This is a genomic window from Pannonibacter sp. Q-1, assembly GCF_054073275.1.
This window is the reverse complement of record NZ_JBSXNB010000003.1, coordinates 176,699-200,599: the sequence shown is the minus strand read 5'-3', so window position 1 is coordinate 200,599 and position 23,901 is coordinate 176,699. Positions and strand designations below refer to the sequence as shown.

Genomic DNA, 23,901 nt, shown 5'->3' with positions numbered 1-23,901 from the left:
ACGGTTAAGTAGGACTTAAGGGACACCGATTTAAAAGCCGAATCATCGCAAGGTCTTCGAGAGCTGCGCGTTCCCCGCGCGCCGGAAGGCAGTCTGATGGTTCGGATGTGGGCGAACAGCCGGGCACGGCGCCGCAGACATGCGGCGGTTCTGGAGCAGAATATGGTAGCGAAAGCGACGCAGACGGAAGAAACCCAGGAAGCGGCAGCAGAAGGTCAGGATGGCCCGCTGCTCGATCTTTCTGATGCTGCCGTCAAGCGAATGATCAAGGCCGCCAAGAAGCGCGGTTATGTGACCTATGACGAGCTGAATGAGGTGATGCCCTCCGAGCACGTGTCTTCCGAGCAGATCGAAGACACGATGGCCATGCTTTCGGACATGGGCATCAACGTGATCGACAGCGACGAGGTGGAAGAAGCCCAGACCGACGACGCGGAAGAGGGCGGCGAAATCGCCGTAGCCAGCCCGACGGCGCTTGCCAAGGCCAGCTCCGGCCGCGAGCCGACCGACCGCACCGACGACCCCGTGCGCATGTATCTGCGCGAGATGGGCTCCGTGGAGCTTCTGTCCCGCGAGGGCGAAATCGCCATCGCCAAGCGCATCGAGGCCGGCCGCGAGGCCATGATCGCCGGGCTTTGCGAAAGCCCGCTGACCTTCCAGGCCATCATCATCTGGCGCGACGAACTGAACGAAGGCAAGGTTCTGCTGCGCGACATCATCGACCTTGAAGCGACCTATGCCGGCCCGGATGCCCGTGGCGGCCCGGTGGCGGGCGAGGGCGAAGAGGAAGAGGATGTGGACGGCGAGCCGCGCAGCCCGGCTGCCGGCAGCGCCCCGCGTGAGGACGGCGCGCCCGAGGGCCTGCCCGAGGAAGGCGAGGAGGAAGAGGACGAATTCGAGTCCAATGTCTCCCTGTCCGCCATGGAGGCCGAGCTGAAGCCGAAGGTTCTGGAAACCTTCGACAGCATCGCCGACAGCTACAAGAAGCTGCGCCGCCTGCAGGATCAGCTGGTGGAGAACAAGCTCTCCAACAAGACCCTGTCGCCGAGCCAGGAGCGCCGCTACAAGAAGATCCAGGAAGAGCTGGTCGCCGATGTGAAGAGCCTGTCGCTCAACCAGAACCGCATCGATGCGCTGGTCGAGCAGCTCTATGACATCAACAAGCGCCTGATGGGCTATGAAGGCCGCCTGCTGCGCCTTGCCGACAGCCATGGCGTCGACCGCACGGACTTCCTCAAGCAGTATCAGGGCGCGGAGCTGGACCCGAACTGGCTGCGCAAGGTGGCCAACCTTGCCACGCGCGGCTGGAAGAACTTCGTCGCCAAGGAAAAGGACATGATCCGCGAGCTGCGTCAGGATATCCAGACGCTGGCAACGGAAACGGGCCTCGAAATCACCGAGTTCCGCAAGATCGTGTCCATGGTGCAGAAGGGCGAGCGTGAAGCACGCATCGCCAAGAAGGAGATGGTGGAGGCCAACCTGCGCCTCGTGATCTCCATCGCCAAGAAATACACCAACCGCGGCCTGCAGTTCCTCGACCTCATCCAGGAAGGCAACATCGGCCTGATGAAGGCGGTGGACAAGTTCGAGTACCGGCGCGGCTACAAGTTCTCCACCTATGCCACATGGTGGATCCGGCAGGCGATCACCCGTTCGATCGCCGACCAGGCCCGCACCATCCGCATTCCGGTGCACATGATCGAGACGATCAACAAGATCGTGCGCACCTCGCGCCAGATGCTGCACGAGATCGGCCGCGAGCCGACCCCGGAGGAGCTGGCCGAAAAGCTGCAGATGCCGCTGGAAAAGGTCCGCAAGGTCCTGAAGATCGCCAAGGAGCCGATCTCGCTGGAAACCCCGATCGGCGACGAGGAGGATTCCCACCTCGGCGACTTCATCGAGGACAAGAACGCGGTTCTGCCCATCGATGCGGCCATCCAGTCGAACCTGCGCGAAACCACCACCCGCGTGCTCGCCTCGCTCACCCCGCGTGAAGAGCGCGTGCTGCGCATGCGCTTCGGCATCGGCATGAACACCGACCACACTCTGGAAGAGGTGGGTCAGCAGTTCTCGGTGACGCGCGAGCGTATCCGCCAGATCGAAGCCAAGGCGCTGCGCAAGCTCAAGCACCCGAGCCGCAGCCGCAAGCTCCGCTCCTTCCTCGACAGCTGAGGACGCGGCGGTTCAACGCAATCACAAAAGGCCGGAGCGGCGACGCTCCGGCCTTTTGCTGTTTATGCCGGTTCGACCAGAAGGCGGACGAGGCGGCGTGTGAGCGGCAGGGCAATGAGCAGAACCGGGAAGGCGATGACCCAGGACATGGCCCATGCGGAAGGCCAGTTCGCCAGGAACTCAGGCCCGAAACCGAGGTTCTTCGCCGTTGCGACAGCCGATACAACCATGGTCATGAGGATCGACAGGACAAACGGCATGAGGATGCCCGCATAGCGGGCCGGAAAGCGCGTAAGCTGCATTGGTACTTCCTTGTGGAGAAAGCCGCCGTGAGGGCAGATACACAATTGCATCACGAACCTTGTGCGGGAGCGCCCTTGCGGACGGCTTCAGGTCTGGATGCGTTGCCTCACGTAAACGCTTACGGCCGCAATGACGGCAGCTCTTGATAGGACGCCAAGCCGCACTGCGCAAGCCCCCGCCGCCCGGCGTCTCTCCATCTGCTCTCTGCTCCCCTCCCGCACCTCTCCCCTCCCGCACCACACCTCACCTCACCATCGTCATCCCGGCCAAGCGTAGCGCGAGCCGGGACCGGTGAGCCCGGGGTGGGTGTTGCTTGCTTGTGAGAAAAACAAACCGTGGCACATGATTTGCGCTTGGGCCTTTGAGCCGGCAGGCCGTGGCTCACCGGTCCCGGCTCAAGGCCGGGATGACGATGGTGAGGTGGAGGAGCTGCTGCATTTGCCGTGGCAGTTGCGGCACGCAAACATCTCCACTGCGCCGTCCCGGCCTCGTGCCGGGACCTGTAAGGGATTTGCGGCCTTGGTGCTCTGGACGTCTTGCGGCGCTCTGGAAGTTCGGTTGGCAGAAGAGGCTAAACGCCCTGCGCCCATAACAGATCCCGGTCCAGATCCGGATATGGGGGGCCGGGACGGCGCGGAGAGTGGGGTGACCTTGCGAGTTGCCGCCAGACACATCTTCCCAAAAAGATGATCCATCCCATCACGCCATGCCTCCCTTTTGCCTGCGGGAGCGGGTAGGAAGGGGGCATGGAGCACGAGGTCAGGGCAGACAAGCTGACGGCAGAGAAGATCAGGGCCGGCAGGGGCACGGAGCGCAGGGCGGGCGGGCGTGAGGACCGGGATGGTCCGGCGCTGGCGCTGATGCTGTCGCTTGCCCTGCACGGGCTGCTGGCGCTGGTGCTTTTCACCAATGTCAGCGAGCCGTTTCCGGACATGACGCCTGAGCCCGAGGTGGTGGAGGTGGCGCTTGTGCCCCCGCCGCAGGAGGAGGTGCAGCCCGAGCCGGAAGCAACGCCAGAACCCGAACCCGAGGCTGCGCCCGAACCGGAGGCCGCACCGGAGCCTGAGCCGGCCCCTGAGCCGGAAGCGGTTGAGCCCGAGCCTGAAGCCGTGCCGGAGCCTGCGCCGGAAGAGGCCGCTGAAGAGGCCCCTGAGCCTGCCCCTGAAGCGGAGCAGGCGCAGCCCGAACCGGAGCCCGCACAGCCGCAGGTGGCCGAGGCGCCTTTGCCCGTGGTGCCGCAGCCCTATCCGGTCTTGCAGCCGGTGACGGAGTTTGGCGAGGAGGATACCGGCCCCGAAGTGTCGCTGGATGGCTCTGCCGCCGAGGCACCCGAAACCGAGCCGGAGAAGCAGGGCGAGGCTGAGCCGCAGGATGGGCCAGAGTCTGGGCCAGAGTCTGGGCCAGAGTCCGGGCCTGAGGCTGAAAACCAGAGGACCGAAGAGGCCACGGAAGAGGCAGAGGCGGCGCCGGAAGCAGAGACACAGGCGGCGGAAGCTGATGCGCTGGCAGAGCTTGCCGCGCTGGCGGAAGCCGCAGCAGATGAGGCGGGGCTGGAACCAGGCCCTGCCGTGGAGGCGCCGGTGGCCGCCGATGGGGAACTGGCTTCCCCTGCGCCGGGTGAGGCAGAAGCGGCGCCGGAGGATTTCGGCACCGTTGGCCCGATCGTGGCGCTTGCCGCGCCCCAGCCCAAGCCGCCCGTTGGGGCAGGCAGGGGCGCCGGGCAGGTGGTCGCGGGCGGTGTGCCCCTCAACATGGCGCGCCAGCTTTTTTCGACGCGCAGCAATGGCGGCGTCCGGGCCCAGACGGCCATGCGCGGCATGCCGCGGGAGGAGCGGGCGGATGTGCTGTGCATGACCGAACTGCGCGCCCAGCTGCTGTTTTCCAATCCGCCGCGCGTTCCCGAACTGCTGCCCTCGTTCCGGCTGGCCTCCGGCACTGTGCTGCAGACGCCGCAGACGGCCTTCCGCGAGCGCGGGCAGTGGTACAATCTTGCCCTGCGCTGCGAGCTCGACGCCGGCATCACGCGGGTCGTCAGCTTCGCCTTTGAAGTGGGCGGGCCTGTTCCGCGCGCCGACTGGGCCAAGCGCCGCCTGCCGGTCAATTGAGGCGGGGAAACTGAGGCGGGGCGCGCGGGTTACACCACCAGCTTCACCGCCAGCCCGGTCATCACCATGGCGATCAGCCCGTCCAGCACCTGCCAGGAGGCGGGCTTGGCAAAGAGCGGCCGCAGCAGCCTTGCGCCATAGCCCAGCGTAAAGAAGAACACGATGGAGCCAAGGCTTGCCCCTGCCGCAAAGGCCATTTCATGGCCGGGGTAGTTGGTGGCGATGGAGCCGATCAGGATCACCGTGTCCAGATAGACATGCGGGTTGAGGAAGGTGATGGCGAGCAGCGTGGCAAGCGTCGCCTTCAACGAGGCGCCTTGCCCGGTGCCTGCATCCAGCGCATTGCCGCCGCGCCAGGCCGAGCGCATGGACCGCAGCCCATAGGCCAGCAAAAACGCGGCCCCGCCATACCGCAGCACCGGCTCGATGCCCGGCAGCACGGCGGAGATGGCCTTGAGGCTGGTGACGCCCAGCGTGATCAGAAAGGCATCGCAGATGGCGCAGGTGAGGCACACCCAGAACACGTGCTCCCCCCTCAGCCCCTGCCGCAGGATGAAGGCATTCTGCGCGCCAATGGCGACGATGAGGCCGAGGCAGAGAAAGAAACCGGCAAGGGCAGCAGTGAACAAGGGAGGCTCCGGGATGCGAGGGCGTGTGCTGCTGTTTGACTAGCGGTTTGCGCAGGATTAGAAAATTTAAAGTTTCTGATCCTGATGAAGGTCTTCTAATGCGCCTTGAGGCAAGCCATCTGCAGGCGCTGGCCGCCGTGCTGCGGCTCGGCAGTTTTGAAAAGGCGGCGCGGCAGCTCAATCTGACGCCTTCCGCCGTGTCGCAGCGCATCCGTGCGCTGGAAGAGCGGCTGGGCACGGTGCTGGTGGTGCGCGGCCAGCCCTGCCTGCCGACGCCCGCCGGTCAGCGCCTTGCCCGCCATGCAGAGGACGTGGCGCTGCTGGAGCAGGACCTGTGGCAGGACATCGGCAGCAGCCTGCCGGATGCGGGCGGTGGCTCCATGCCGGGCGTGCGGGTGGCCATCAACGCCGACAGCCTCGCCACATGGTTCGTGGCGGCCATGCAGGGCGCCGGGGATCTGCTGTTCGATCTGCAGATCGATGATCAGGACCACAGCGCCGGCTGGCTGCGCCGGGGCGAGGTGCGGGCCGCCGTCAGCGCCGATCCGGCACCGGTGCAGGGCTGCGATGTGGTGCCGCTGGGCGCGCTGGCCTACCGGGCAACCGCAAGCCCGGCCTTCATGCGGCGCTGGTTCGCCGGAGGTGTGGACGTTGAGAGCCTCGCCCGCGCCCCTGCCATGATCTACAATCTGAAAGACGGGCTGCAGGCCGCATGGGTGCGCCAGAGCTTCGATCAGGATGTGGTGCTGCCCGCCCACTACATCGCCTCCACCCATGCCTTTGTCGATGCGGCGGCGGCTGGCATTGGCTGGGGCATGAATCCGGAGCCGCTGGTCAGGGCGCATCTCATGGACGGGCGCCTTGAGGAACTGGTGCCCGGCACGCCGCTCACCGTGCCGCTCTACTGGCACATCAGCCGCTCTGCCGCGCCGGGCTTGCAGCGCCTGACGCAAGCCGTGCGTGCCGCTGCGGCAGATCAGCTTCTTACCCCTGTCAAATGAAGCCTCTCCAAAACATGAACAGAGTGCTATTCAGGAATGAAATTGCATGCCGAATATGAAACGGTTATGCGTGATTCCAGAAGAATGGCCGGTAGCCGTTCATCAGATACATGCGAGGCACCCATGCGTTTTCTCACCAGCTTTTCGCCTGACCTTCTGAGCGCCTTGCGCATCATGTCCGGCCTGCTGTTTCTGCAGCACGGCACCACCAAGTTTCTCAGCATTCCGGCCACGCAGATGAGCGGTGTGTCCGTCACCACCCTGCCGGGCATGGCCGGCGTGATCGAGCTGGTGGGCGGCGCCTTGCTGGTGCTTGGCCTCTTCACCCGCCCGGTTGCCTTCCTTGCCTCCGGCACCATGGCGGTGGCCTATTTCCTCGTGCATCATCCCAAGGGCTTCTATCCGATCGTCAATGGCGGTGAACTCGCCGCGCTCTACTGCTTCGTCTTCCTCTATCTGGCAGCAGCAGGCGGTGGGCGCTGGAGCATCGACGCCATGCGCGGCGCGCGCTGAGCCTTTCACGCAAACAACATTCTGCAACGCCGCAGCCCCGCGCTGCGGCGTTTGCGTTTGCCCCCATCTTGCGCAACTCCGGCTGATGCGCTCAGATGCGTCAGTCGAATCCTGTCCTCGTGAGTTTTGCCATGACCTCTGCCCGCCTCCAGACCGAAGCTCTGATCAACGCCTATTATGCCGCCTTCAACCGGGGGGAGACGGACGCCATGCTGGATATGGTGAGCGAGGATGTGGCCCATGACGTCAATCAGGGCTCCCGCCGCACGGGCAAGAAGCTCTTCGCCGAGTTCAACGCCCACATGACCCGCTGCTACCGGGAAGAGCTGACGGACATCGTCATCTTCGCCAGCGAGGACGGCACGCGTGCCGCGGCCGAGTTCATTGTCAACGGCACCTATCTCAGCACCGATGAGGGCCTGCCGGAAGCTGCCGGTCAGACCTACCGCCTGCCGGCCGGCACCTTCTTCGATGTGAAGGGCGGCAAGATCGCCCGCATCACCACCTATTACAATCTGGAAGACTGGATCGCCCAGGTCGGCGCCTGATCCGCGCCGGAGCCTCATCCCACACACAGACGTGCGGGCAGGGGCCCGCAGGAGAGCGGGACCATGCATGTCATCATCGTTGGCGCCGGTGTCACCGGTCTTTCCACCGCCTGGGCGCTGGTCAAGCGCGGAGTGGAGGTGACGCTGATCGAGCTGGGGCCCATCCCCAATCCGCTCTCCGCCTCCGGCGATCAGCACCGCATCATCCGCCGCGCCTATGGCGGGCAGGGCGGCTATCAGCGCCGCATCAGCGATGCCTATGCCGCCTGGGACGAGATGTGGGACGACTTCGGCGCCCGCCATCTCGTGGACACCGGCTTCATGGTCATCTCGCAGGAAGAGGGCGATGAGGGTGAAGACTACTGGCGCGGCATGGTGGAGGCCGGCTACAGCCTTGACCAGATGAGCCCTGCCGAGGCTTGCGCCCGCTATCCTTTCCTGTCGCCCGAGGGGCTGCGCTTCGTGGCCGTGCATCCGGAAGGCGGCGTTCTGCTGTGCCAGAAGATTGCCGCAGACATGCGCGCCTTCCTGCTGGCAAAGGGCGCAAGGCTGCTGGAAAACACGAAGGTGGTGGCCGTTGACCGGGCCGCGGGCCGCGTCACGCTGGAAAGCGGCGAAGACCTGACGGGTGACCGGGTGGTGATCAGTGCCGGGGCCTGGGTGCTGAAGCTGGCGCCGGAACTGGGCTCCGATCTCACGCCCTACCGTACGGCGGTGGTCTATCTGGAGCCGCCTGCGGATCTGAAGGCATCATGGGAGGCTGCGCCGGTTATTCTCGATGTGGGCGGCAAGGTGGATGGCTATGTGCTGCCGCCGGTGCCGGGTACGGGGCTGAAGTTTGGCGCGGGTATCCACAAAGTGAAGAACGCGGATGCGGACCAGAATCGGGGCATCGTGCCGGGCGAGGGCGAGCGGCTGCGCAATCACTTCTCCCCGCCCTTCGGCCGTATCGGGGACTACAGGGTCACGGATGTGGTGACCTGTGCCTATACTTTTACGGCGGACAACCACTTCTATGCCCGGGAGGAGGGGCGGGCCGTCATCGTTTCGGCCTGCTCCGGCCATGGCTACAAGTTCGGCGCCGTCGTGGGGCAGAAGATCGCCGATGGGCTGATTGCGGGGGATGTGGATACGGCGCGCATCTGGCTGGAAGCGCGCGACTGAAGCTGCTTGTCCGGACCGGGCTTATCTGGGCCGGGCGGGGTTCAAGGTGAGGAAAGCCCTGCACCGGCCGCATGGCAGCTCTGCAAAGCAGATTTCATGCGGGCGGGGGCTTGATTTTGCCGTCCGCGCCCGCATCGTGTGGCCACAAGAACAGACATAAATCATATGGGAGAGAATATGCCGGTCACCGTGAAGAGCCTGACTGGAGGAGAACTTCAGGACGCATTGGACGATCTGGCGCGGCTTCGCATCGAAGTGTTCCGCGACTGGCCCTACCTCTACGACGGGTCCATGGACTATGAACGCAGTTACATCAGCCGCTATGCCGGCACGCCCGGTGCCCTGATTGTCGCCGCCTTCGACGGAGACCGCATCATCGGCGCGGCGACGGGCGAACCGCTGGCGCAGGAGGTGATCCAGTTCCGCCAGCCTTTCGAGGACCGGGGGCTGAACCTCAAGGAAATCTTCTATCTGGCCGAATCCGTCCTCTTGCCGCAGTACCGTGGCCAGGGCATCGGCCACCGCTTCTTCGACGAGCGCGAGGCCCATGCCCGCAAGCTCGGCTTTGCCAAGGCGAGTTTCTGCACCGTGGTGCGCCCGGCAGATCATCCGGCACGGCCGGCGGACTACCGCCCACTCGACGGCTTCTGGACCAAGCGCGGCTACAAGCCGCTGGAAGGCGCCACCGTCTATTTCCCCTGGAAGGACATGGGCGACACGGAAGAAACCGAAAAGCCGATGCAGGTGTGGCTGCGGTATCTGTGAGAGGGGTCTGCTCCGCCTGAAGACGACGGGCCGGTCGGCCGGGAGGGGCTACTGTTCCAACAATTTGAGGCTCCGGCCGTGACCGGAGCCTCAGTGTCTTTCAGTCCACCAGTTCGTAAACGATGGTGACGCTCGCATAGAGCGTTTCCTCGCCCGCCATGACAGGCGCCGGAGCCGGGGCCGCTTCCATCGCCATGGTGGCCATGCGGTACATCGGGCGCACACCGCCGTCGCCGCCTTCGGACATGGACATCACCCGGCCCAGCTTGGCACCGGAGGCCTTGGCAAAGAGCTCGGCCTTGCGGCGGGCATCCGTCACGGCCGCTTCACGGGCCGCATCGCGCTTTTCATTGGCGCCGGTGACCTCGAAATTGATGCCATTGATGGTGTTGGCGCCGGAGGTGACCATGGTGTCGAGCAGCGGCCCGAGGCGTTCCAGGTCATTCACCCGCACGCTGACCGTGTTGGACACCTGATAGCCCTCGATCTTCGGCAGGCCGGAGGGGCCGGACTTGGTGTAGTCGCCATAGCGGGGCTGGACCGAGAAGTTGCTGGTCTGGATGTCCTTGGCCTCGACGCCCGCATCCTTCAGCGCTGTCAGCACCGCGTTGAGTGCTTTGGAGTTGCTGGCCAGCGCATCGGCCGCCGTTTCGGCATCGGTGGTCACACCGCCCGAAAGGGTGGCCTTGTCCGGCACGGCGCTGACGGAACCGCTGCCCTGCACGGTGATGAAACGCTCGTTCTTCACTGCAGCTTCCTGGGCAAAGGCCGGAGTGAGCGTGGTGCTGACGGCTGCAAGGCCCAGCGGCAGGACAAGCGCCAGCGCGGCAGCACGGGAGAAGGCGAGCTGGCGGGACAGCGCGGAGCGGAGGGGGCGCGAATGCAAGGTCATGGATGAAAAAATCCCTTGAGAACCAAAAGGCAAGCCGACATTTGCCCGGAAATAAGGCAGGCACAAGGCATGCCGTTACGGGGCTGTGCACTTGCCGGAGCACTGCGGCCGGGTATTTCCGGCGGAAACATGCGTATATTCCGCTCGCAAGACACTTGCAGCCCGCGCCCGCGCTGGTATACCACACTCCAGCCCGACTAAGGGCAAGGGCCTGTAGCTCAATGGTTAGAGCCGTCCGCTCATAACGGATTGGTTGGGGGTTCGAGTCCCTCCGGGCCCACCATTTCTTTTAAAATCAATTAGTTAGAAGCCGGTTTTTCTTGGGGAGACATCCAAGGGGAACATTGGTTTGTTCAATCCGGCCTATCTCATGAAGTCGCGATGCGGCGTTTTCTATCTGCGCTGGCCGGCACAAGATCTTTCAAGACCGGTTCGGCGGTTGGTATGCCAAACATCAGTTATTCAACCCACTATGATGGGTTGAATAAATACCAAAAATGCATTATTTGAACCATTGAAAGGGTCCAATAATGCGCCTGACGCTCCAAACCCATTTTGATGGCGAGTGGCATTACGCTGCGACCCTGGAACTGAAGGACGGCGCGGCCGGCTTCCTGGGGGCGTCGATCGCCGATTACGATCTTGACTATTTCGTTAGTGTGGCGTCGGCGGAGTTCGCAGCCGGAAAGACGGTCCGGGATCATCGCGCCTTGTCGGTCCGTTATCCTGTTGATCTCGAAAACCGGTACAGCAGAAGCTGGCCGCCCTTCCTCCTGGATCTTATGCCCCAGGGCCATGCAAGGCGGAAGCTTGCCGGGCACCTCGGCCTTGCGGAGGGCGCGCGCGCTTCCGATCTGCCCCTGCTGCTGCGATCGGCAACGGGTGGCATCGGCAACATCCGCATCAGGGAAGCGGCGGACGCCGAAGCGGAACGCCTGCGCGGTGTCGAGCGCCAAGGGGTGACAGAGGCGGAAATCCTTGATCGTTCGGATCGGTTCATGGAAGCCGCCGACCGCTTTGGGATGCTCGCCTCCGGCTCAAGCGGCCTGCAGGGCGAATGGCCGAAGGTTGCGATGACGCAGGCGAATGATGGCCTCTACTATCCCGACAGCGTCGTGACCGATGATGAGGCCGTGCGCCATGTCATCGTCAAGCTGGTCCGCAGCAACGAGCCTTCGGACCGCCTTATTCTTGAAGGCGAAGCCCTCTATTCGCGGATCGCTCAAGCGATCGGCCTGAATGTCAGCGAACCTTCGACCTATGCCGAAGGCGTCCTGATCATTCCCCGTTTCGACCGGAAGAAGAAAGAAGGCGGCGGAACCGTGCGGCTGGGCCAGGAAAGCCTGGTGTCGGCGATCGGCGTTGCCGATTTCGGGCATGTCGGCACCCATGAGGCCTATATCGGCGTCTTGCGCCAATATTCGGCCGATCCCTTTGCGGACATTGTCGAATACCTGAAGCGCGATATCGCCAATCTGGCGCTCGGCAATCCCGACAATCACGGCCGGAATTCGGCTCTCAGCAAGCACCCGGACGGCACGATCCGCCTGTCTCCGCTCTTTGATTTCGCGCCCATGCGGCTCGCCAAGGAGGGGATCGTTCGCTCCACCCGATGGGGGGGGATGCGTGACAGTGGCCGCGACCATCTTCCTGATTGGAAGCACATCTGCGGCGAACTGATGCCTGATCCCGCTGAGCACAGTGCGCTAGTAGCCGCGCTTTCCGCGTTTGCAGAACATCTGCGGCACGCGCCGGACATGGCGAAAGAACTGGGGGCGTCTCCGGACATTACGGACCGTGCAATGGGACGCTGTATGGAGATAGCAGATAGCGTTCTGGCGGCGTGTCAATGATGGCGAAGGACCGCTAGATGGCTCGATGGAAAAAGCCAACGAAAGAGGAGATCCTCGAAAACCGCAGAACGCTGGCGGAGCGCGCTAGAACTGGGGACCTGAGGCTACCTGGTGCGGTAGCGGAGATCCGCAGAGGGTTCGGCATGACGCAGGATGAGTTCGCAAAGACGCTGTCGCTTACCCGTCGACAAGTTGCGGAGATCGAAGCCGGGACGGCGAATCCAACGCTCGAAACAATGGAGAGGATTGGCCGCCTGTTCGGGTTCGGGGTTGGTTTTGTGCCCAAGAATGACCATGTGGACCGGCCAAAATAATCAGTGCTGAAGCTGAGGGAGGCTACCGGCGAAATGGCTGGCTCCTGTGTCAGTCCCCGAAATAATGCTCGTCTGGAAGGGAAGACGATGGAACCTTCTTTTAAGAAAATTTTTGCAGTCATTACTGTGCTTTGGGTTGGTCTTTTGGCATCTGACCAAGTGCTCGCATCCGGTGCTGATATGAAAACACCTGAAGGGGCTGTAACAGCCTATCTGGAAGGAGTGGCGCAGCAGGATTTTGATAAAGTTGTTGCGGCTTCGGCGGCCGATAGAATGAGCGTGAAGTTCGATTTCGCCGCATATGCTGGCCGCACGGGGGCCATTCTGAAAAATGGTCCATTGCCTGCCAACTACGGCCTTTTCACCGGAATGAACAAAGCAAAATTCGACGCTCAACTGGCAAATGGGCTGCAGGTCTTTGTGTACAGCCTGATGACCAGGGAGTTTGAGGACGCAAATTCAGCCGTGCTGGTTGATGATGCAGAAGCTGTTGCATTCATCCGTACCGTGCAGGCAGATAGGCTGAAGACCATCAGCATCATCAAGATTGGCAGTCCGAAACCAAGTGGCCCAGCCCATGAGGCTGAACTGCTCAAGGCGGCTCAGACTGCAAAAGTGTATGGCGCTGACGAACTGGCGGAGCGGCTTGCCCTGATATCCTTCGAGGGAGAGACCTTTGTCACGGCCTTTACCCTGTTGCGTTACGGCGGTGAGTGGGCTGTCATGGGCCAGTATGCAAACGCTGCAGCCGTCACGGAGCCCGGTATTGCGGCGCGCGTCAATACGGAAGATTTTGAGACGCTTCTGGACTGATAACCCTCTGGCTGAGGAGAGCCCCGAAGGTGGCGGCTCCCCGGGCTCCCCGTTCGGCCACAGCTTGATCTTCTGACCGCCAATGACCGCCTGGGGCATCATCCCTCGTCCTGATGTGCCGCAACCGCGAACCGGCGGTGCGGTCATCCGGTGCCGCAAGGCTCCGTTCAGGCCGATGTGGTGATGATCGCCGAAGGACAGCATCGCGCCTGCCTGTGCCGCTCCGGGGCCGGTCGCCGGGGTGCCGTTCGTGTCGATGGCCCAACCTCGCGGCAGCAGCTTGCCGGCCCGGCGATACAGTTCGATCTCGCCGCGGGCGGCAACGGAGGTGGCGAAATCGAAGATGCAAGGGTTGGCGCCCTTGCGCGGCCATCCGAATGCGAACGGATTGGTACCCAGCAGTGGGCTCCGGCCACCTGCAGGGGCAACGGTCGCATAGCTGGGGCATATGGCAAGGACGGCAATCCCTTCTTCCGTGAGAGCTTCTACCTCCGGCCTGAGTGCCGGCAGATGGATGCACTCGTTGATGAGAAGCACGATCCTTGCGGTCAAAGGCGATCGCGGATGATATCCGGGATGCGTTGATCCTGTCCCGGCGTGTTGCTGGCGGGAACTCCAGCGAAGCTGTTACAAATTTGTCACCTAACTCCGCTAGCAGTCCTGCAGCCGGTCTGCGCTTGGCGGACAGCTTGGGTATATCTGGCGTGCACAGGACGCCGGATCTGGTCAGAGGAGCCGACCATGTTGGATCTCAACGACCTGCGTCTTTTCGTGCACATCGTCGAACACCAGGGCATTCTGAGAGCGGGCCGCGCGCTGCAATTGCCAAAATCGACGATGAGCCGCCGGCTGGCGGCCCTTGAGGAGCAGTTGAAGGCGCGGCTTGTCATCCGAAGCGGCGACGAGTTCAGGCTGACGGCTGCCGGGGAGGAAGCCTACAGGCTTGGTCTTGCCATGGTGGAGGCCGCGCAGCATGCGGAAGACCGGCTCATGCGCTCCACGGATGCGATTTCCGGCCGCGTCTCCATCAATGTCTCGCCTCTGCTGGCATCATCGCTCGGCCTGTATATCGCGGCGATGACGCAGGCCCATCCCGGTCTTGATCTTGTCGTGGACGTGGCGGACCGGGTATTGGACCAGACCAGCGACACGTCCGATCTCTATCTCTACGCGCATCACTGGCCACTGCGAGACTCGCCCCTGATTCAGCGGCGCATCTGCCGCAATCCTTTGCTTCTGGTCGCGAGCCCTGACGTCGCGGCGCGTGTAGCCGGGGCGCCGGGACCTGCCTCTCTCGATTTCCCGGATGTCTTCGTTCACGGCCTGGATGCCGGCACGGCCAGCTGGAGCTTTCAGTCCGAAGCTGGAGAGGCCGAAGTCCTGTCCTGCACCCCAAGGCTCACCACCACCAACGTGGAGGTCCTGCTGTCGCTCGCGCTGTCCGGCGCAGGGCTTGTGCTTCTGCCGGAATTTGCCGTGAGAAAGGCTGTTATGGAGGGCCTGCTTGTGCCGGTGGTGCCCGGTTGGATCGGGCCAACGCTCACCATGACGCTTCTCAGCCCTCCGCGGCGCCTGATGAACACGACGTTGCGGCGCGTTGCCGACGAACTCGGTGCCTATGTCAAAACCGTGATTCTCCAGGGAAATCAGCCTGTTCCAAATCCGGGATGGGGCGTGCTGAAACCGGGCCGGGTTCATTTCATGGAACTGTCATCTGCCTCCCCTAGCGAGGGTCTGCGCGCCGACGAAAGCGGTGTGGCAACCCTGACCCTGGCTGAGAGTGAGATTGCGATGAGACCCTTTCTGAAAGCCTTCGGCGTAGCTGCCATGACAGTTACTACCGCCATTTCCCTGCCTGCCGCTGCCGAGGACGCACCGGGCCCGCTGGTGCTTTACACCAATGATTTCGAAGGCGTGATTACCGAACGGTTCGAGGCCGATACCGGACGCCAGATCGATGTGGTACAGATGAGCGGCGGTGAGATCCTCGCCCGTATCGCAGCCGAAGCGGCCAATCCCCAATGGGATGTGCTGATCTTCAACGGTTCCTACAGCTTCAAGATGCTGGACGGCCAGAACCAGTTGCTGCGCGGCGTCGAGCCGGCCAATATCGGCAATCTCAACGAGACGGGGCGCACCTATCTGCCGGAAAACCGCTCATGGTTCCCGATCGGCATGGCTGCCTCCTGCGTCATGCTGTATCGCACCGACAGGATCGGCAACCCGCCGGCAAAATTCTCCGATCTGGCCGATAGCCGCTTCAACGGCAAGTTCGGTATGGCCGATCCGGCGATTGCCGCACCGGCCTATCCTTGTGTTGCGGAATTCTTCCATTCGCTCGGCAAGGACAATGCCGAGGCCTATTTCACCAGCCTGTTTGACAACGGCATGCGCGTGTTCCGGACCAATGGCCCGGTCGGCCGCGCCATTGTGTCGGGTGAGCTCGATCTCGCGCTGATCACTTCACAGGTCGCCTATTCGCTGAAAGCTGCGGGCGAGGCGCCTGTCGAAGTGGTCTGGCCGGAAGAGGGGGCGCCTGGCGTCGTGCGCGGCGTTGGTATCCAGGCCTCGACGAAGCGGTCTGAAGCGGCCCGTACATTCGTAGAATGGCTGCTCAAGCCCGAAACGCAGACTTATCTGTCGCAAGCTGCCGCCGCCGACGGCCTGTTCGAACCGACCGTAGAAGGCGCCACCCGCCGTGCCGACGGACCGGCCGAAGGTGCCGTCTACCGGGTCGCACCGGATGACTTCTCTGTGGCCAATGAGGCCGAGATCAAGACCTGGTTCGCCGACCGCGCGCTCCAATAAGGATTGTCCCGCCACCCCCGAGCTTTGTGCTCCGGGGTGGTTTCCCTTCCAGGATATCCTGTGAGTATGCTATGCGCGAACTGACCGCGATCCCTCCCAATGCAACCGGTGTCCGCACACGACGAGCCCTCCTGCGATCCGAGGACTGGCTGGGGCTTTGCGTCGTCGCCGCGCTTGTTATCCTCGTGCTCGCACCGATGGCGACCGTCATCGTCCAGGCCTTCGTGCCCGGCCTGTTTTCCGGGCAGGTCAGGGCCATCGGTGTTTCGGGCCTTTTGGAAGTCTTCGAGCGGCCGCTGTGGCAGCGGTCCCTTATGAACTCCCTGTTTCTGGCCGGCATCGCGGCGGTGATCGGCGGCCTTACCGGCACCGGACTTGCCATCATACGGCATTCCTCGCGGATGGTGCTGGGCCCGGCGCTGGATATCGCGACCTGGGCGATCATCATTCTGCCCTCCTTCATTCTCGCCCAGGGCTGGATCCTGTTTGCCAGCCGTGGCGGCCTTGCCAACCAGTGGTTCGGCCTGACGTTCGTGCCCGACATGGTTTTCAACCCGTGGGGGCTCGCCGTGATCATGAGCCTGAAGGCCTTTCCCTTCGCCTACATCACCGTATCAGCGGCGATGCGCTGGGACATGGACGACTATGCCCATGCCGCGCGGCTCTGCGGTGCGTCGCCGCTGCGCGTGCTGGCCACGGTGCGGGTTCCCATGCTGCTGCCCGCTGTGCTTTCGGGCGCCGTGCTGATCTTCATCGATGTGCTGGGTGATTTCGGCCTGCCGGCGGCGCTGGCGACCACCTACCGTTTTCCGACCCTCACCTATGCGATCTATGTCGCGATTAATCAGTCGCCGATCCGCTTCGACCTGGCGGGAGTGCTGGCCTTCTATGTCACCGTCATCATGCTGGCGGCGGTGCTTGTCTATTTCGCCATCCTGCGAAACCGCCGCTTCGATTTTCTCAGCGGCCGGGCCCGCATGCGCCAGGCCAATGGCCCACGCTTTGGCCTGATAGCAAATGGCCTCGTCCTGCTGGCGTTGACTGTTGCGATCATCATCCCGATCGGTTCCAGCGTGCTGGTATCCTTCACGGACCGGATTTCGGCCGGCTTCTCCTTTGCCAACCTGACGCTTGCGAATTACGCCTATGTGCTCGACACCGGCGGTGCCTTCGTCAGCGCCCTGCGCACCTCGCTGGGCATTGCCGCGGCAGCGGCCCTGGGCAGCGGCCTCCTGTCGGCTGCTGCGGCCTATGTACTGACCTTTTCCGATTTTCGCCTGAACCGGCTTATCGACGTGACCTGCACGCTGAGTCTCGCCGTTCCCGGAGTCGTTCTCGGCATTGGCTATATCTTCATGTGGAATTCTCCCCTGTTCGACCGGCTGGGCATATCGCTCTACGGCACCCAGTCGATCCTGGTGCTGGCCGGCATTGCGGGTGCCGTGCCGATTGCGATCCGGGTGCTTTTGGGTGCCATGGCGCAGGTGCCAGTCAGCATGCTGTCGGCTGCCGCCCTGCAGGGAGCGGGGCTCACCCGGCGGATCGTTACCATCGCCGCGCCGCTGGTTGCCGCAGCCCTCGTTTCGGCCACACTGACCGCTTTCGGCTCGGCGATCTTCGACCTTGCCATCAACTCGATCTTGCGGCCGCCCCGGCTGAATGTCTTGCCGGTCTATGTCAATCGCGCCTTCGAGCAGAGCCAGTTCGGTGCCGCGACGGCCGCCACCCTTGTCGCTGGCACCGCAACAATTTTGATCATCGTCATCGTCAACCTCCTTTCTACCGTCGCGATCCGCCGTCTGGTTGCCCCGGTGGAGCGGACCTGAAAGGTTTCACCCATGCTCGGTATCGACAATGTGGTCCGTCGCTTTGGCCGGCAGACCGTGCTGAACCGCGTTTCGCTGGAAGTCCCCACTGGCAAGGTCGCCTGTCTGGTTGGCCCCTCCGGCTGCGGCAAGTCCACCCTGCTGCGTCTCGTTGCGGGTCTGGACCGGCCCGACGACGGACAGGTGCGGCTTCGCGGAACCGTGATCTCCTCGGCCGGCTGGGCGCTGGAAGCCCACAAGCGCGGGCTCAACATGGTGTTTCAGGACTATGCCCTGTGGCCGCATATGACGGTGGAAAGGATCATTGGCTACGGCTTGAAGAAGCTTGGCGCCGCTGAGCGTGACGCCCGGGTGAAAAGCCTGCTCGACCTGATGCAGATTGCACCGCTGGCAGGCCGGTTGCCCTCCCAGATTTCCGGGGGACAGCAACAGCGGGTCGCCATTGCCCGGGCGCTGGCGACCGATCCGGATCTGCTGCTGCTGGACGAACCGCTTTCCAACCTCGATGTGCAATTGCGGCTGGAAATGCGCAAGGAATTTAGTGAGTTGTTCAAGCGGGTGGGCAAGACGGTGCTCTATGTTACGCATGACCCGCTCGAGGCGTGTTCCTTTGCCGACATGCTGGTGGTGATGAAAAGCGGAGAGATCGAACAGGTTGGCTCGCCGGAAACCCTGTTTGCCGCGCCGCGCTCCCGATGGATTGCCACGCTCGCAGGCTTCGAGACCCGCATGGAAGGCAAGGTGATTGAGGCGGACCCGGAGGGCAGGTGGAGTGTGCTGGTGGGCGATCAGCGCATCACCGTTCCGCAACCGGCCGACATCGACCCCGCCTATCGCGGCGCCGTTACCGTGATGCTGCATCCTGCAAGCATAGATATGGGCGATGGCGGGGAGAAACCCGATACCAATACGCTGGCCGGCACTGTGACCCACTGCCTTTACGAGGGCCGCCTGTGGCGGACCGTTCTTGATGTGGTCGGCGGCAGCCTTTCCCTGATGTCGCCGGCAAGACTTGCCGTCGGCGATACGGCCCGGATTTCCTTCAGACCAGACGCAGTGGTGGTGTTTCCCGCATGACGCATAAAGACGAATTCAGACAGGGCCATTGGCCTGTTGCATTCCGCCCGTTTTTCCTCGCCGGCCATGCCGCGCCGCTCGGTTTCCTTCCCAGCCGCTGCGCGCGGGTGCTGATGGATGGCGGGTTGATGATGACAGACGGCGCGGCGCTATCGATGCCGCATGATGGCGATCTCACCGAACGGCTGGAACGGGCACGACTGCTGCTGCTCGAGGCCGGGCTGATCGGGCCGAGACGCGGCGAGATGATGCCGGTGCGCCATCGCTTCGATGCAGAGCCCATCGCCATCATCGACAGAAGCGCCATGCGGATTCTGGGGCTCTGGGCGACGAAGGTGCATGTCAATGGTCTGGTCAGCACCGGAGCCGATCAAGCTCCGGAAATCTGGCTTTCGCTTCGGGCGGCCCATTCCACCGCCTTTCCTGGCTATTTCGATACCCTGGTCGCCGGAGGTCAGCCCCACGATCTCGATGCAGCCACAACCGCCGTCAAGGAAGCGTGGGAAGAGGCTGGCATAGAGGCTGAATTGATGAAACATGCCCGCCATATCAGCGAGGAGCCGGTCTGCTATGTCAGCGCCCAGGGCTTTCATCAGGAGCTTCTGTCCGTCTACGATCTCTTTCTGCCGCGCGGCTGGACACCCACCTGCATCGACGGCGAGGTCGAATCGAACACACTTGTCACGATGGAGGAACTGCGCTCGGGCCTTGCAGGGGCGCTGGATATCAAATTTGGCTCCCACCTTGTGTGTCAGAATGTTGTCGCCCGCCATGGAACGGGCGGCGCCTCGGTTGCCTTGTAAGACCAACTCTCGATGAGCTTGACTCATCGAGAGTTGGTCAAGCCCGTGCGGCGCTTGAGCATTTTCAAGGCGTGATGCGTCAGCATCTCGGCGCCTTGGTATGAATGCCGGTCAGATTTTCTGACCGGCTCAGGCCCTTGCCGCGCTTGCGTGTTTGAAGGCTTGATGCGCGGGTATCGGAGGCCCCGCGTCACTTCTTGCCGAAGTTCGCTCCGAGACGCATCTGGATGTAGTCGTGGGCGGTCATCGGCTCGTATTTGCCTTCCGGCCCGGCCAGCACGGTGTCCATGTTGGCCTGTGCGAAATAGGCCATGGAGTAGCGCGGGCCGAGATATTCGCCGGGCTTGGGCATGCGCACCCGGTGCAGGTTGGACAGGAGCTTGTCGTCCGACCAGCGCATCAGCATGTCGCCGATGTTGCAGGTGATCACGCCTTCCAGCGGAGGCACGTCGGTCCAGGCGATGGCGCGGCCCATGCTGTCCTTGCCGGGGCAGACCTGCAGGCCGCCCTGACCGGCCTTCTGGTGCAGCAGGGTGAGGCAGTCGAAGTCCGTATGGGCGCCCGCCCGCCAGAACTTGAAGTCCTCCGGCTTGGCGTCTTCCATGCCGAGATAATGGATCAGGCGCAGGGTGGACTGGTATTCGGCCCGGTCCGGATCATGGCCATCCGTGAAGAAGCCGGGGCGGAAGTTCAGGCGGCCTGCGAAACAGTCCAGCACCTTCATGGCCAGCGACCAGTTGTGGCGCTCGAAGGCGAGCATGATTTCCTTGAAGCCGTTCAGCTCCTCTCCGGTGGGCCACAGTTCGCGCATGCGCGGCAGGGTGATCTGGTAGCTTTCCTTGTGGTCCGGGGTGCCGGTGGAGGGGCGCACCTGCGCCTTGTATTCCCAGCCCGAATTGGTGCCGGGCCGGAGCGGATACTTCCCCTTCACCTCTGCCGGCAGATCGAAGAAGGCCTCGGACAGAGCGAAAGCTTCGTCAATGAGGGCCTGCGGAATGCCGTGTCCGGTGAGCTGGAAGAAACCGATGCCGGTGGCCGCATCCCACAGGGCATCGGAGATCTCGTCCTTGCGGTTGAAGTAGTCCGACATGTCCACGCGGGGAATGTCGCGCTCCACTTCCTCGCCATAGCCGCCGAAACCGGTTTCCTTGTTCAGTTCGGCAAGGCCGTATGGTTGTGCCGTTGTCATGCTGTAGTCTCCTTTGAGATTGAGGAGCAATGACCCACGCCGGGATGGCGTTGACAGCTTCTACTCCGGGGTACCCCTGATCCTCTCCCCGCGGGAGAGAAACAGGCGGGAGAGGATCAGGCAGGTAGAACCTCCTTCCGGTGGGCAAGCCGGGCGGTTGCTTCCGCAGCGGCGAGGCCAAGATCCGGCAGGCTGAGGCCGGGCAGGCGCCCGTCCTGCACCACCGGCCTGCCGGCAACAAGGCTGTGGCGCACCTGCAAGGGGCCGCAGATCATGGGGGCAAGGGCCGGATCATGCAGGCCGAAACAGGCAGGGCTTCCGAGATCGAACAGGGTGATGTCCGCCGCCATGCCCGGGGCCAGCAGCCCTGCGCCGCCAAGGCCGAGCGTGTGGGCGCCGCCCTGCGTCGCCCAGTGCAGCACGGTCTCCGGCCGCAGGGCCTCTACGCCATGGGCGGCCCGGTGCAGCGCGAAGGCCGTGTACATGGCCATGCCCATGCCGGCGGCCTCGTTGGCGCCGGCCCCGTCCACGGCGAGCGAGACGGTGCCTCCGGCTGCATGAAGGGCTGCTGCCGGGGCAATGCCGGAGCCGAGCCTTGCATTGGCCTGCGGGCAGTGGGCCATGGCTGTGCCTGTCTCGGCCAGAAGCGCGACTTCATAAGGGCTGAGGTCAACGAGATGGGCAAACCAGACGTCATCGCCCAGCCAGTCCTTCTGGGCGAGCCAGGGCACAGGCCTCAGCCCGAAATCCCGCAATGTCTGGCGGGCGTAGGCTTCATTTTCCGACAGATGCGCATGCAGCCTCAGGCCAAGGCGCCGGGTCTCCTGGGCGATCTCCGGCAGGGCCTGCGCATCGAAGTTGAAGTTCGGTGTTGCCGGGGCGCAGGCAACCCGTGTCATCGCCATGTCTGACGGGTCATGCCACAGGCTGGCGGCCCGGCTGATGCCGTCGAGAAATCCGGTGAGGGTTTCCATCGGCGCAGGCGGGGTGTCCGGATCGGTGAAGCTGCGCCCGCGTGTCATGCCGCCGCGCGCCAGAACGAAGCGCAGTCCCAGCCTTGCCGCTTCCTCGAAGAGGACGGCTGCCGGGTCATAGTCATACTGGCTGGAGAAGATGTAGTGATGATCGCAGACGGTGGTGGCGCCGCTGAGCGCCAGTTCGGCAAGGCCGATGCGCACCGACGTGCGGAAGGCGTCTTCATCCAGCAGCGGCCAGAGCCGGTAGGGCACCTGCGCCAGCCAGTCGTCCAGCGGCACGTTCATGCCAGCGGGCACGCCCTTCATGACGGACTGGAACAGGTGGTGATGGGTGTTGACGAGGCCGGGCGTCACCACGCAGCCGCTGGCATCAATCACCTCTTCGCCCGGCAGCGGGGCAAGATCGCCGATGGCGGCAATCTTCTGGCCATCGACACGGATGGCGCCGGAGAGGCGGGTTCCGGCGGCGGCGCCAGTCCAGCCATGGGTGATGTTGGTGATCAGCAGGCTCATCTGTCTGCCTTTGCCATGGACCAGGGGAAGAACAGCCGCTGGATCAGGCTGACCGCCTGAAACAGAAGCAGCGACATGGCAACCAGAACCACCAGACCGGCCCAGGCCTGCGGCAGCCTGAACATCGACGTGGAGAACTGGATGAAGAAGCCGAGGCCCTGTTCTGCGGCGACGAACTCACCGACGACGGCGCCGATGACGGCCAGCGTGATGGAGATCTTCAGCCCCGAGAAGATGTGCGGCGTGGCATAGGGCATGCGGATCTGCAGGATCTCCCGGCGCCGGGGTGCCCGCAGGCTGCGCGACAGCTCGATCAGTTCCGGCGGCGTTGCCATCAGGCCGGTGGTCATCGACACGACCAGCGGAAAGAAGGAAATCATGAAGGTGATGACCACACGCGGCGCATCACCCGTGCCCAGCACGACGATGATGATCGGCGCTACGGCCACGACCGGCACGGACTGGATGACCACCAGCAGCGGATAAAGAGCGCGGGAGGCAAGGGGTGAGCGGGACAGGCTGATGGCGATGGGAAGCGAAATCAGGATGGCGGCTGCATAGCCCAGCAGGGCGACCCGCAAGGTGGCCCAGACATGCGTGACCCAGCGGCTCATGTCGAGAGCGGCAAAGCCGCCGAGAATGCGGCTGGGGGCAGGCAGGATGTAGCTTGGCACGGCAAAGAGCCATGTGCCTGCCTCCCACAAGGCCAGCAGGGCGGCAAAGGTGAGCAGCGGCAGCACGAAAGGTATCTGCACCAGTCTTTCGCGCAGGTTCAGGCCTTGCGGGGCTTGCTGCGCTCCATGGCGGGCAGCGGGCGCATTGTCTGCGAGGCTTGTCGTTTCTGCGCGCATGTCAGGCGGCCTCCCGGTGGATCAGCAAGTTGCGCAGATGGGCCATGTAGTCCTGCATCTCCGCTGTCCTGAGCGCGTTCTCGTCTCTCGGGCGGCCCATGGGTACGGGCAGGTCGGCGATGATGCGGCCGGGGCGGCGGCTCATCACGACCACCCTGTCGGCCAGAAGCACCGCTTCGGGGATGGAGTGGGTGATGAAGAGCACCGTCTTCGGGCTTGCCTGCCACAGGCGCAGCAGCTCGTAGCCCATGGCGTCGCGCGTCAGGGCATCGAGGGCCGAGAACGGCTCGTCCATCAGCAGGATGTCCGGATTGAGAAACAGGGCGCGGGCGATGCCAACGCGCTGCTGCATGCCGCCGGACAATTCGCCCGGCAGGCGCTTTTCAAACCCCGCCAGCCCCACGGCGGCAATGATGTGCCGTGCCTGCTCGCGGTCCTGCGCATCCACCCGCCCGCGCATGTGCCGGGCCGGAAAGACGACGTTGTCCTCCACACTGGCCCAGGGCAGCAAGGTCGCATTCTGGAAGACGATGCCGATGTCCTCGCGCGGGCCCGTCACCTCCAGCCCGAAAACCGACACCCGTCCGCCGGTGGGCTTCATCAGCCCTGCCGTCAGCCGCAGCAGCGTGGACTTGCCGCAGCCCGAGGGGCCAAGAACGGCGACAAACTCATGCTGGTCGATCCTGAGGTTGACGTCCTCAAGCGCAACGAGAGGGCCGGAGCCGGTCAGAAAGGTCTGACCGGCATTTTCGAAGCAGATGGCGTCCTTGACGAGGGCCACGGGC

21 protein-coding genes, 1 tRNA gene and 1 pseudogene are annotated in these 23,901 nt (G+C 63.6%); 15 read left to right on the top strand and 8 right to left on the bottom strand.

What is annotated here, in order from left to right; translation table 11 throughout:
• The first annotated feature begins 162 nt into the window (after positions 1-162).
• On the top strand, positions 163-2,172 hold the full coding sequence (rpoD, locus tag ACVNHC_RS08825) for an RNA polymerase sigma factor RpoD (protein WP_058900719.1): 2,010 nt from the start codon (positions 163-165) through the stop codon (positions 2,170-2,172).
• 62 nt (positions 2,173-2,234) lie between these two features.
• On the opposite strand, the gene ACVNHC_RS08820 is transcribed toward rpoD, so the two are convergent.
• Positions 2,235-2,474 (bottom strand): DUF2798 domain-containing protein, encoded by a 240-nt coding sequence (locus ACVNHC_RS08820; RefSeq protein ID WP_197717513.1) that lies wholly within the window; start codon positions 2,472-2,474, stop codon positions 2,235-2,237.
• 747 nt (positions 2,475-3,221) lie between these two features.
• Here ACVNHC_RS08820 and ACVNHC_RS08815 point away from each other — a divergent pair.
• On the top strand, positions 3,222-4,580 hold the full coding sequence (locus ACVNHC_RS08815) for a DUF930 domain-containing protein (RefSeq protein WP_457167017.1): 1,359 nt from the start codon (positions 3,222-3,224) through the stop codon (positions 4,578-4,580).
• Positions 4,581-4,609: 29 nt separating this feature from the next.
• Here ACVNHC_RS08815 and ACVNHC_RS08810 read toward each other — a convergent pair whose 3' ends face one another.
• Entirely contained in the window at positions 4,610-5,224 is a 615-nt protein-coding gene (locus tag ACVNHC_RS08810) for a LysE/ArgO family amino acid transporter (protein ID WP_457167367.1), read from the bottom strand.
• 83 nt (positions 5,225-5,307) lie between these two features.
• Here ACVNHC_RS08810 and ACVNHC_RS08805 point away from each other — a divergent pair, with 83 nt between their 5' ends.
• The 5 genes from ACVNHC_RS08805 (at position 5,308) to ACVNHC_RS08785 (ending at position 9,200) form a co-directional block, all read left to right on the top strand.
• On the top strand, positions 5,308-6,210 hold the full coding sequence (locus ACVNHC_RS08805; RefSeq protein WP_457167016.1) for a LysR family transcriptional regulator ArgP: 903 nt from the start codon (positions 5,308-5,310) through the stop codon (positions 6,208-6,210).
• A 123-nt stretch (positions 6,211-6,333) separates the two neighbouring features.
• A complete protein-coding gene (locus tag ACVNHC_RS08800) occupies positions 6,334-6,723 on the top strand; it encodes a DoxX family protein (protein ID WP_050474894.1) in 390 nt (129 codons plus the stop codon).
• Positions 6,724-6,854: 131 nt separating this feature from the next.
• A complete protein-coding gene (locus tag ACVNHC_RS08795) occupies positions 6,855-7,271 on the top strand; it encodes a ketosteroid isomerase-related protein (RefSeq protein ID WP_050474932.1) in 417 nt (138 codons plus the stop codon).
• A 63-nt stretch (positions 7,272-7,334) separates the two neighbouring features.
• Positions 7,335-8,435 (top strand): NAD(P)/FAD-dependent oxidoreductase, encoded by a 1,101-nt coding sequence (locus ACVNHC_RS08790; protein WP_457167015.1) that lies wholly within the window; start codon positions 7,335-7,337, stop codon positions 8,433-8,435.
• A 177-nt stretch (positions 8,436-8,612) separates the two neighbouring features.
• On the top strand, positions 8,613-9,200 hold the full coding sequence (locus ACVNHC_RS08785; protein WP_050474933.1) for a GNAT family N-acetyltransferase: 588 nt from the start codon (positions 8,613-8,615) through the stop codon (positions 9,198-9,200).
• Positions 9,201-9,300: 100 nt separating this feature from the next.
• Here ACVNHC_RS08785 and ACVNHC_RS08780 read toward each other — a convergent pair whose 3' ends face one another.
• The gene (locus ACVNHC_RS08780; protein ID WP_457167014.1) at positions 9,301-10,092 is read right to left on the bottom strand and encodes an SIMPL domain-containing protein; all 792 of its coding nucleotides are present in this window, start codon (positions 10,090-10,092) and stop codon (positions 9,301-9,303) included.
• A 207-nt stretch (positions 10,093-10,299) separates the two neighbouring features.
• Between ACVNHC_RS08780 and ACVNHC_RS08775 the strand changes: the two genes are divergently transcribed.
• The 4 genes from ACVNHC_RS08775 to ACVNHC_RS08760 all read left to right on the top strand — a co-directional run bounded on the left by ACVNHC_RS08775 (position 10,300) and on the right by ACVNHC_RS08760 (position 13,072).
• Positions 10,300-10,375 (top strand) — tRNA-Ile (locus ACVNHC_RS08775).
• A gap of 247 nt (positions 10,376-10,622) precedes the next feature.
• Entirely contained in the window at positions 10,623-11,945 is a 1,323-nt protein-coding gene (locus ACVNHC_RS08770) for a type II toxin-antitoxin system HipA family toxin (RefSeq protein WP_457167013.1), read from the top strand.
• A gap of 17 nt (positions 11,946-11,962) precedes the next feature.
• A complete protein-coding gene (locus ACVNHC_RS08765; RefSeq protein WP_457167012.1) occupies positions 11,963-12,259 on the top strand; it encodes a helix-turn-helix transcriptional regulator in 297 nt (98 codons plus the stop codon).
• An 87-nt stretch (positions 12,260-12,346) separates the two neighbouring features.
• A complete protein-coding gene (locus tag ACVNHC_RS08760; RefSeq protein ID WP_457167377.1) occupies positions 12,347-13,072 on the top strand; it encodes a hypothetical protein in 726 nt (241 codons plus the stop codon).
• Between the two features lie 183 nt (positions 13,073-13,255).
• Here ACVNHC_RS08760 and ACVNHC_RS08755 read toward each other — a convergent pair.
• Positions 13,256-13,606 (bottom strand): annotated as a pseudogene (locus ACVNHC_RS08755) (Ldh family oxidoreductase); the annotation flags it as partial.
• Positions 13,607-13,813: 207 nt separating this feature from the next.
• Here ACVNHC_RS08755 and ACVNHC_RS08750 point away from each other — a divergent pair.
• The 4 genes from ACVNHC_RS08750 to ACVNHC_RS08735 all read left to right on the top strand — a co-directional run bounded on the left by ACVNHC_RS08750 (position 13,814) and on the right by ACVNHC_RS08735 (position 19,586).
• Complete coding sequence (locus ACVNHC_RS08750; RefSeq protein ID WP_457167011.1) at positions 13,814-15,880, top strand: extracellular solute-binding protein; 2,067 nt, start codon at positions 13,814-13,816, stop codon at positions 15,878-15,880.
• Between the two features lie 71 nt (positions 15,881-15,951).
• Positions 15,952-17,706 (top strand): ABC transporter permease, encoded by a 1,755-nt coding sequence (locus ACVNHC_RS08745; protein WP_457167010.1) that lies wholly within the window; start codon positions 15,952-15,954, stop codon positions 17,704-17,706.
• 12 nt (positions 17,707-17,718) lie between these two features.
• A complete protein-coding gene (locus ACVNHC_RS08740; protein ID WP_457167009.1) occupies positions 17,719-18,783 on the top strand; it encodes an ABC transporter ATP-binding protein in 1,065 nt (354 codons plus the stop codon).
• Positions 18,780-19,586, top strand: coding sequence for an NUDIX hydrolase (locus ACVNHC_RS08735; protein ID WP_050474906.1), 807 nt, complete (start codon positions 18,780-18,782; stop codon positions 19,584-19,586). Before ACVNHC_RS08740 ends, ACVNHC_RS08735 begins: the two co-directional genes overlap by 4 nt.
• A 190-nt stretch (positions 19,587-19,776) precedes the next feature.
• Here the strand turns inward: ACVNHC_RS08735 and ACVNHC_RS08730 are convergent, their stop codons facing one another.
• The 4 genes from ACVNHC_RS08730 to ACVNHC_RS08715 all read right to left on the bottom strand — a co-directional run bounded on the left by ACVNHC_RS08730 (position 19,777) and on the right by ACVNHC_RS08715 (position 23,897).
• Positions 19,777-20,775 (bottom strand): isopenicillin N synthase family dioxygenase, encoded by a 999-nt coding sequence (locus ACVNHC_RS08730; protein ID WP_050474907.1) that lies wholly within the window; start codon positions 20,773-20,775, stop codon positions 19,777-19,779.
• A gap of 116 nt (positions 20,776-20,891) precedes the next feature.
• Complete coding sequence (locus tag ACVNHC_RS08725; protein WP_457167008.1) at positions 20,892-22,265, bottom strand: amidohydrolase family protein; 1,374 nt, start codon at positions 22,263-22,265, stop codon at positions 20,892-20,894.
• A complete protein-coding gene (locus ACVNHC_RS08720; protein ID WP_457167007.1) occupies positions 22,262-23,116 on the bottom strand; it encodes an ABC transporter permease in 855 nt (284 codons plus the stop codon). Before ACVNHC_RS08720 ends, ACVNHC_RS08725 begins: the two co-directional genes overlap by 4 nt.
• A gap of 1 nt (position 23,117) precedes the next feature.
• A complete protein-coding gene (locus ACVNHC_RS08715) occupies positions 23,118-23,897 on the bottom strand; it encodes an ABC transporter ATP-binding protein (protein WP_457167006.1) in 780 nt (259 codons plus the stop codon).
• Between the last annotated feature and the right edge of the window lie 4 nt (positions 23,898-23,901).

Coding starts and splice junctions, on each gene's coding strand:
- rpoD (WP_058900719.1), top strand. CDS start 163: ATGGTAGCGAAAGCGACGCAGACGGAAGAAACCCAGGAAGCGGCAGCA.
- ACVNHC_RS08820 (WP_197717513.1), bottom strand. CDS start 2,474: ATGCAGCTTACGCGCTTTCCGGCCCGCTATGCGGGCATCCTCATGCCG.
- ACVNHC_RS08815 (WP_457167017.1), top strand. CDS start 3,222: ATGGAGCACGAGGTCAGGGCAGACAAGCTGACGGCAGAGAAGATCAGG.
- ACVNHC_RS08805 (WP_457167016.1), top strand. CDS start 5,308: ATGCGCCTTGAGGCAAGCCATCTGCAGGCGCTGGCCGCCGTGCTGCGG.
- ACVNHC_RS08800 (WP_050474894.1), top strand. CDS start 6,334: ATGCGTTTTCTCACCAGCTTTTCGCCTGACCTTCTGAGCGCCTTGCGC.
- ACVNHC_RS08795 (WP_050474932.1), top strand. CDS start 6,855: ATGACCTCTGCCCGCCTCCAGACCGAAGCTCTGATCAACGCCTATTAT.
- ACVNHC_RS08790 (WP_457167015.1), top strand. CDS start 7,335: ATGCATGTCATCATCGTTGGCGCCGGTGTCACCGGTCTTTCCACCGCC.
- ACVNHC_RS08785 (WP_050474933.1), top strand. CDS start 8,613: ATGCCGGTCACCGTGAAGAGCCTGACTGGAGGAGAACTTCAGGACGCA.
- ACVNHC_RS08780 (WP_457167014.1), bottom strand. CDS start 10,092: ATGACCTTGCATTCGCGCCCCCTCCGCTCCGCGCTGTCCCGCCAGCTC.
- ACVNHC_RS08770 (WP_457167013.1), top strand. CDS start 10,623: ATGCGCCTGACGCTCCAAACCCATTTTGATGGCGAGTGGCATTACGCT.
- ACVNHC_RS08765 (WP_457167012.1), top strand. CDS start 11,963: ATGGCTCGATGGAAAAAGCCAACGAAAGAGGAGATCCTCGAAAACCGC.
- ACVNHC_RS08760 (WP_457167377.1), top strand. CDS start 12,347: ATGGAACCTTCTTTTAAGAAAATTTTTGCAGTCATTACTGTGCTTTGG.
- ACVNHC_RS08750 (WP_457167011.1), top strand. CDS start 13,814: ATGTTGGATCTCAACGACCTGCGTCTTTTCGTGCACATCGTCGAACAC.
- ACVNHC_RS08745 (WP_457167010.1), top strand. CDS start 15,952: ATGCGCGAACTGACCGCGATCCCTCCCAATGCAACCGGTGTCCGCACA.
- ACVNHC_RS08740 (WP_457167009.1), top strand. CDS start 17,719: ATGCTCGGTATCGACAATGTGGTCCGTCGCTTTGGCCGGCAGACCGTG.
- ACVNHC_RS08735 (WP_050474906.1), top strand. CDS start 18,780: ATGACGCATAAAGACGAATTCAGACAGGGCCATTGGCCTGTTGCATTC.
- ACVNHC_RS08730 (WP_050474907.1), bottom strand. CDS start 20,775: ATGACAACGGCACAACCATACGGCCTTGCCGAACTGAACAAGGAAACC.
- ACVNHC_RS08725 (WP_457167008.1), bottom strand. CDS start 22,265: ATGAGCCTGCTGATCACCAACATCACCCATGGCTGGACTGGCGCCGCC.
- ACVNHC_RS08720 (WP_457167007.1), bottom strand. CDS start 23,116: ATGCGCGCAGAAACGACAAGCCTCGCAGACAATGCGCCCGCTGCCCGC.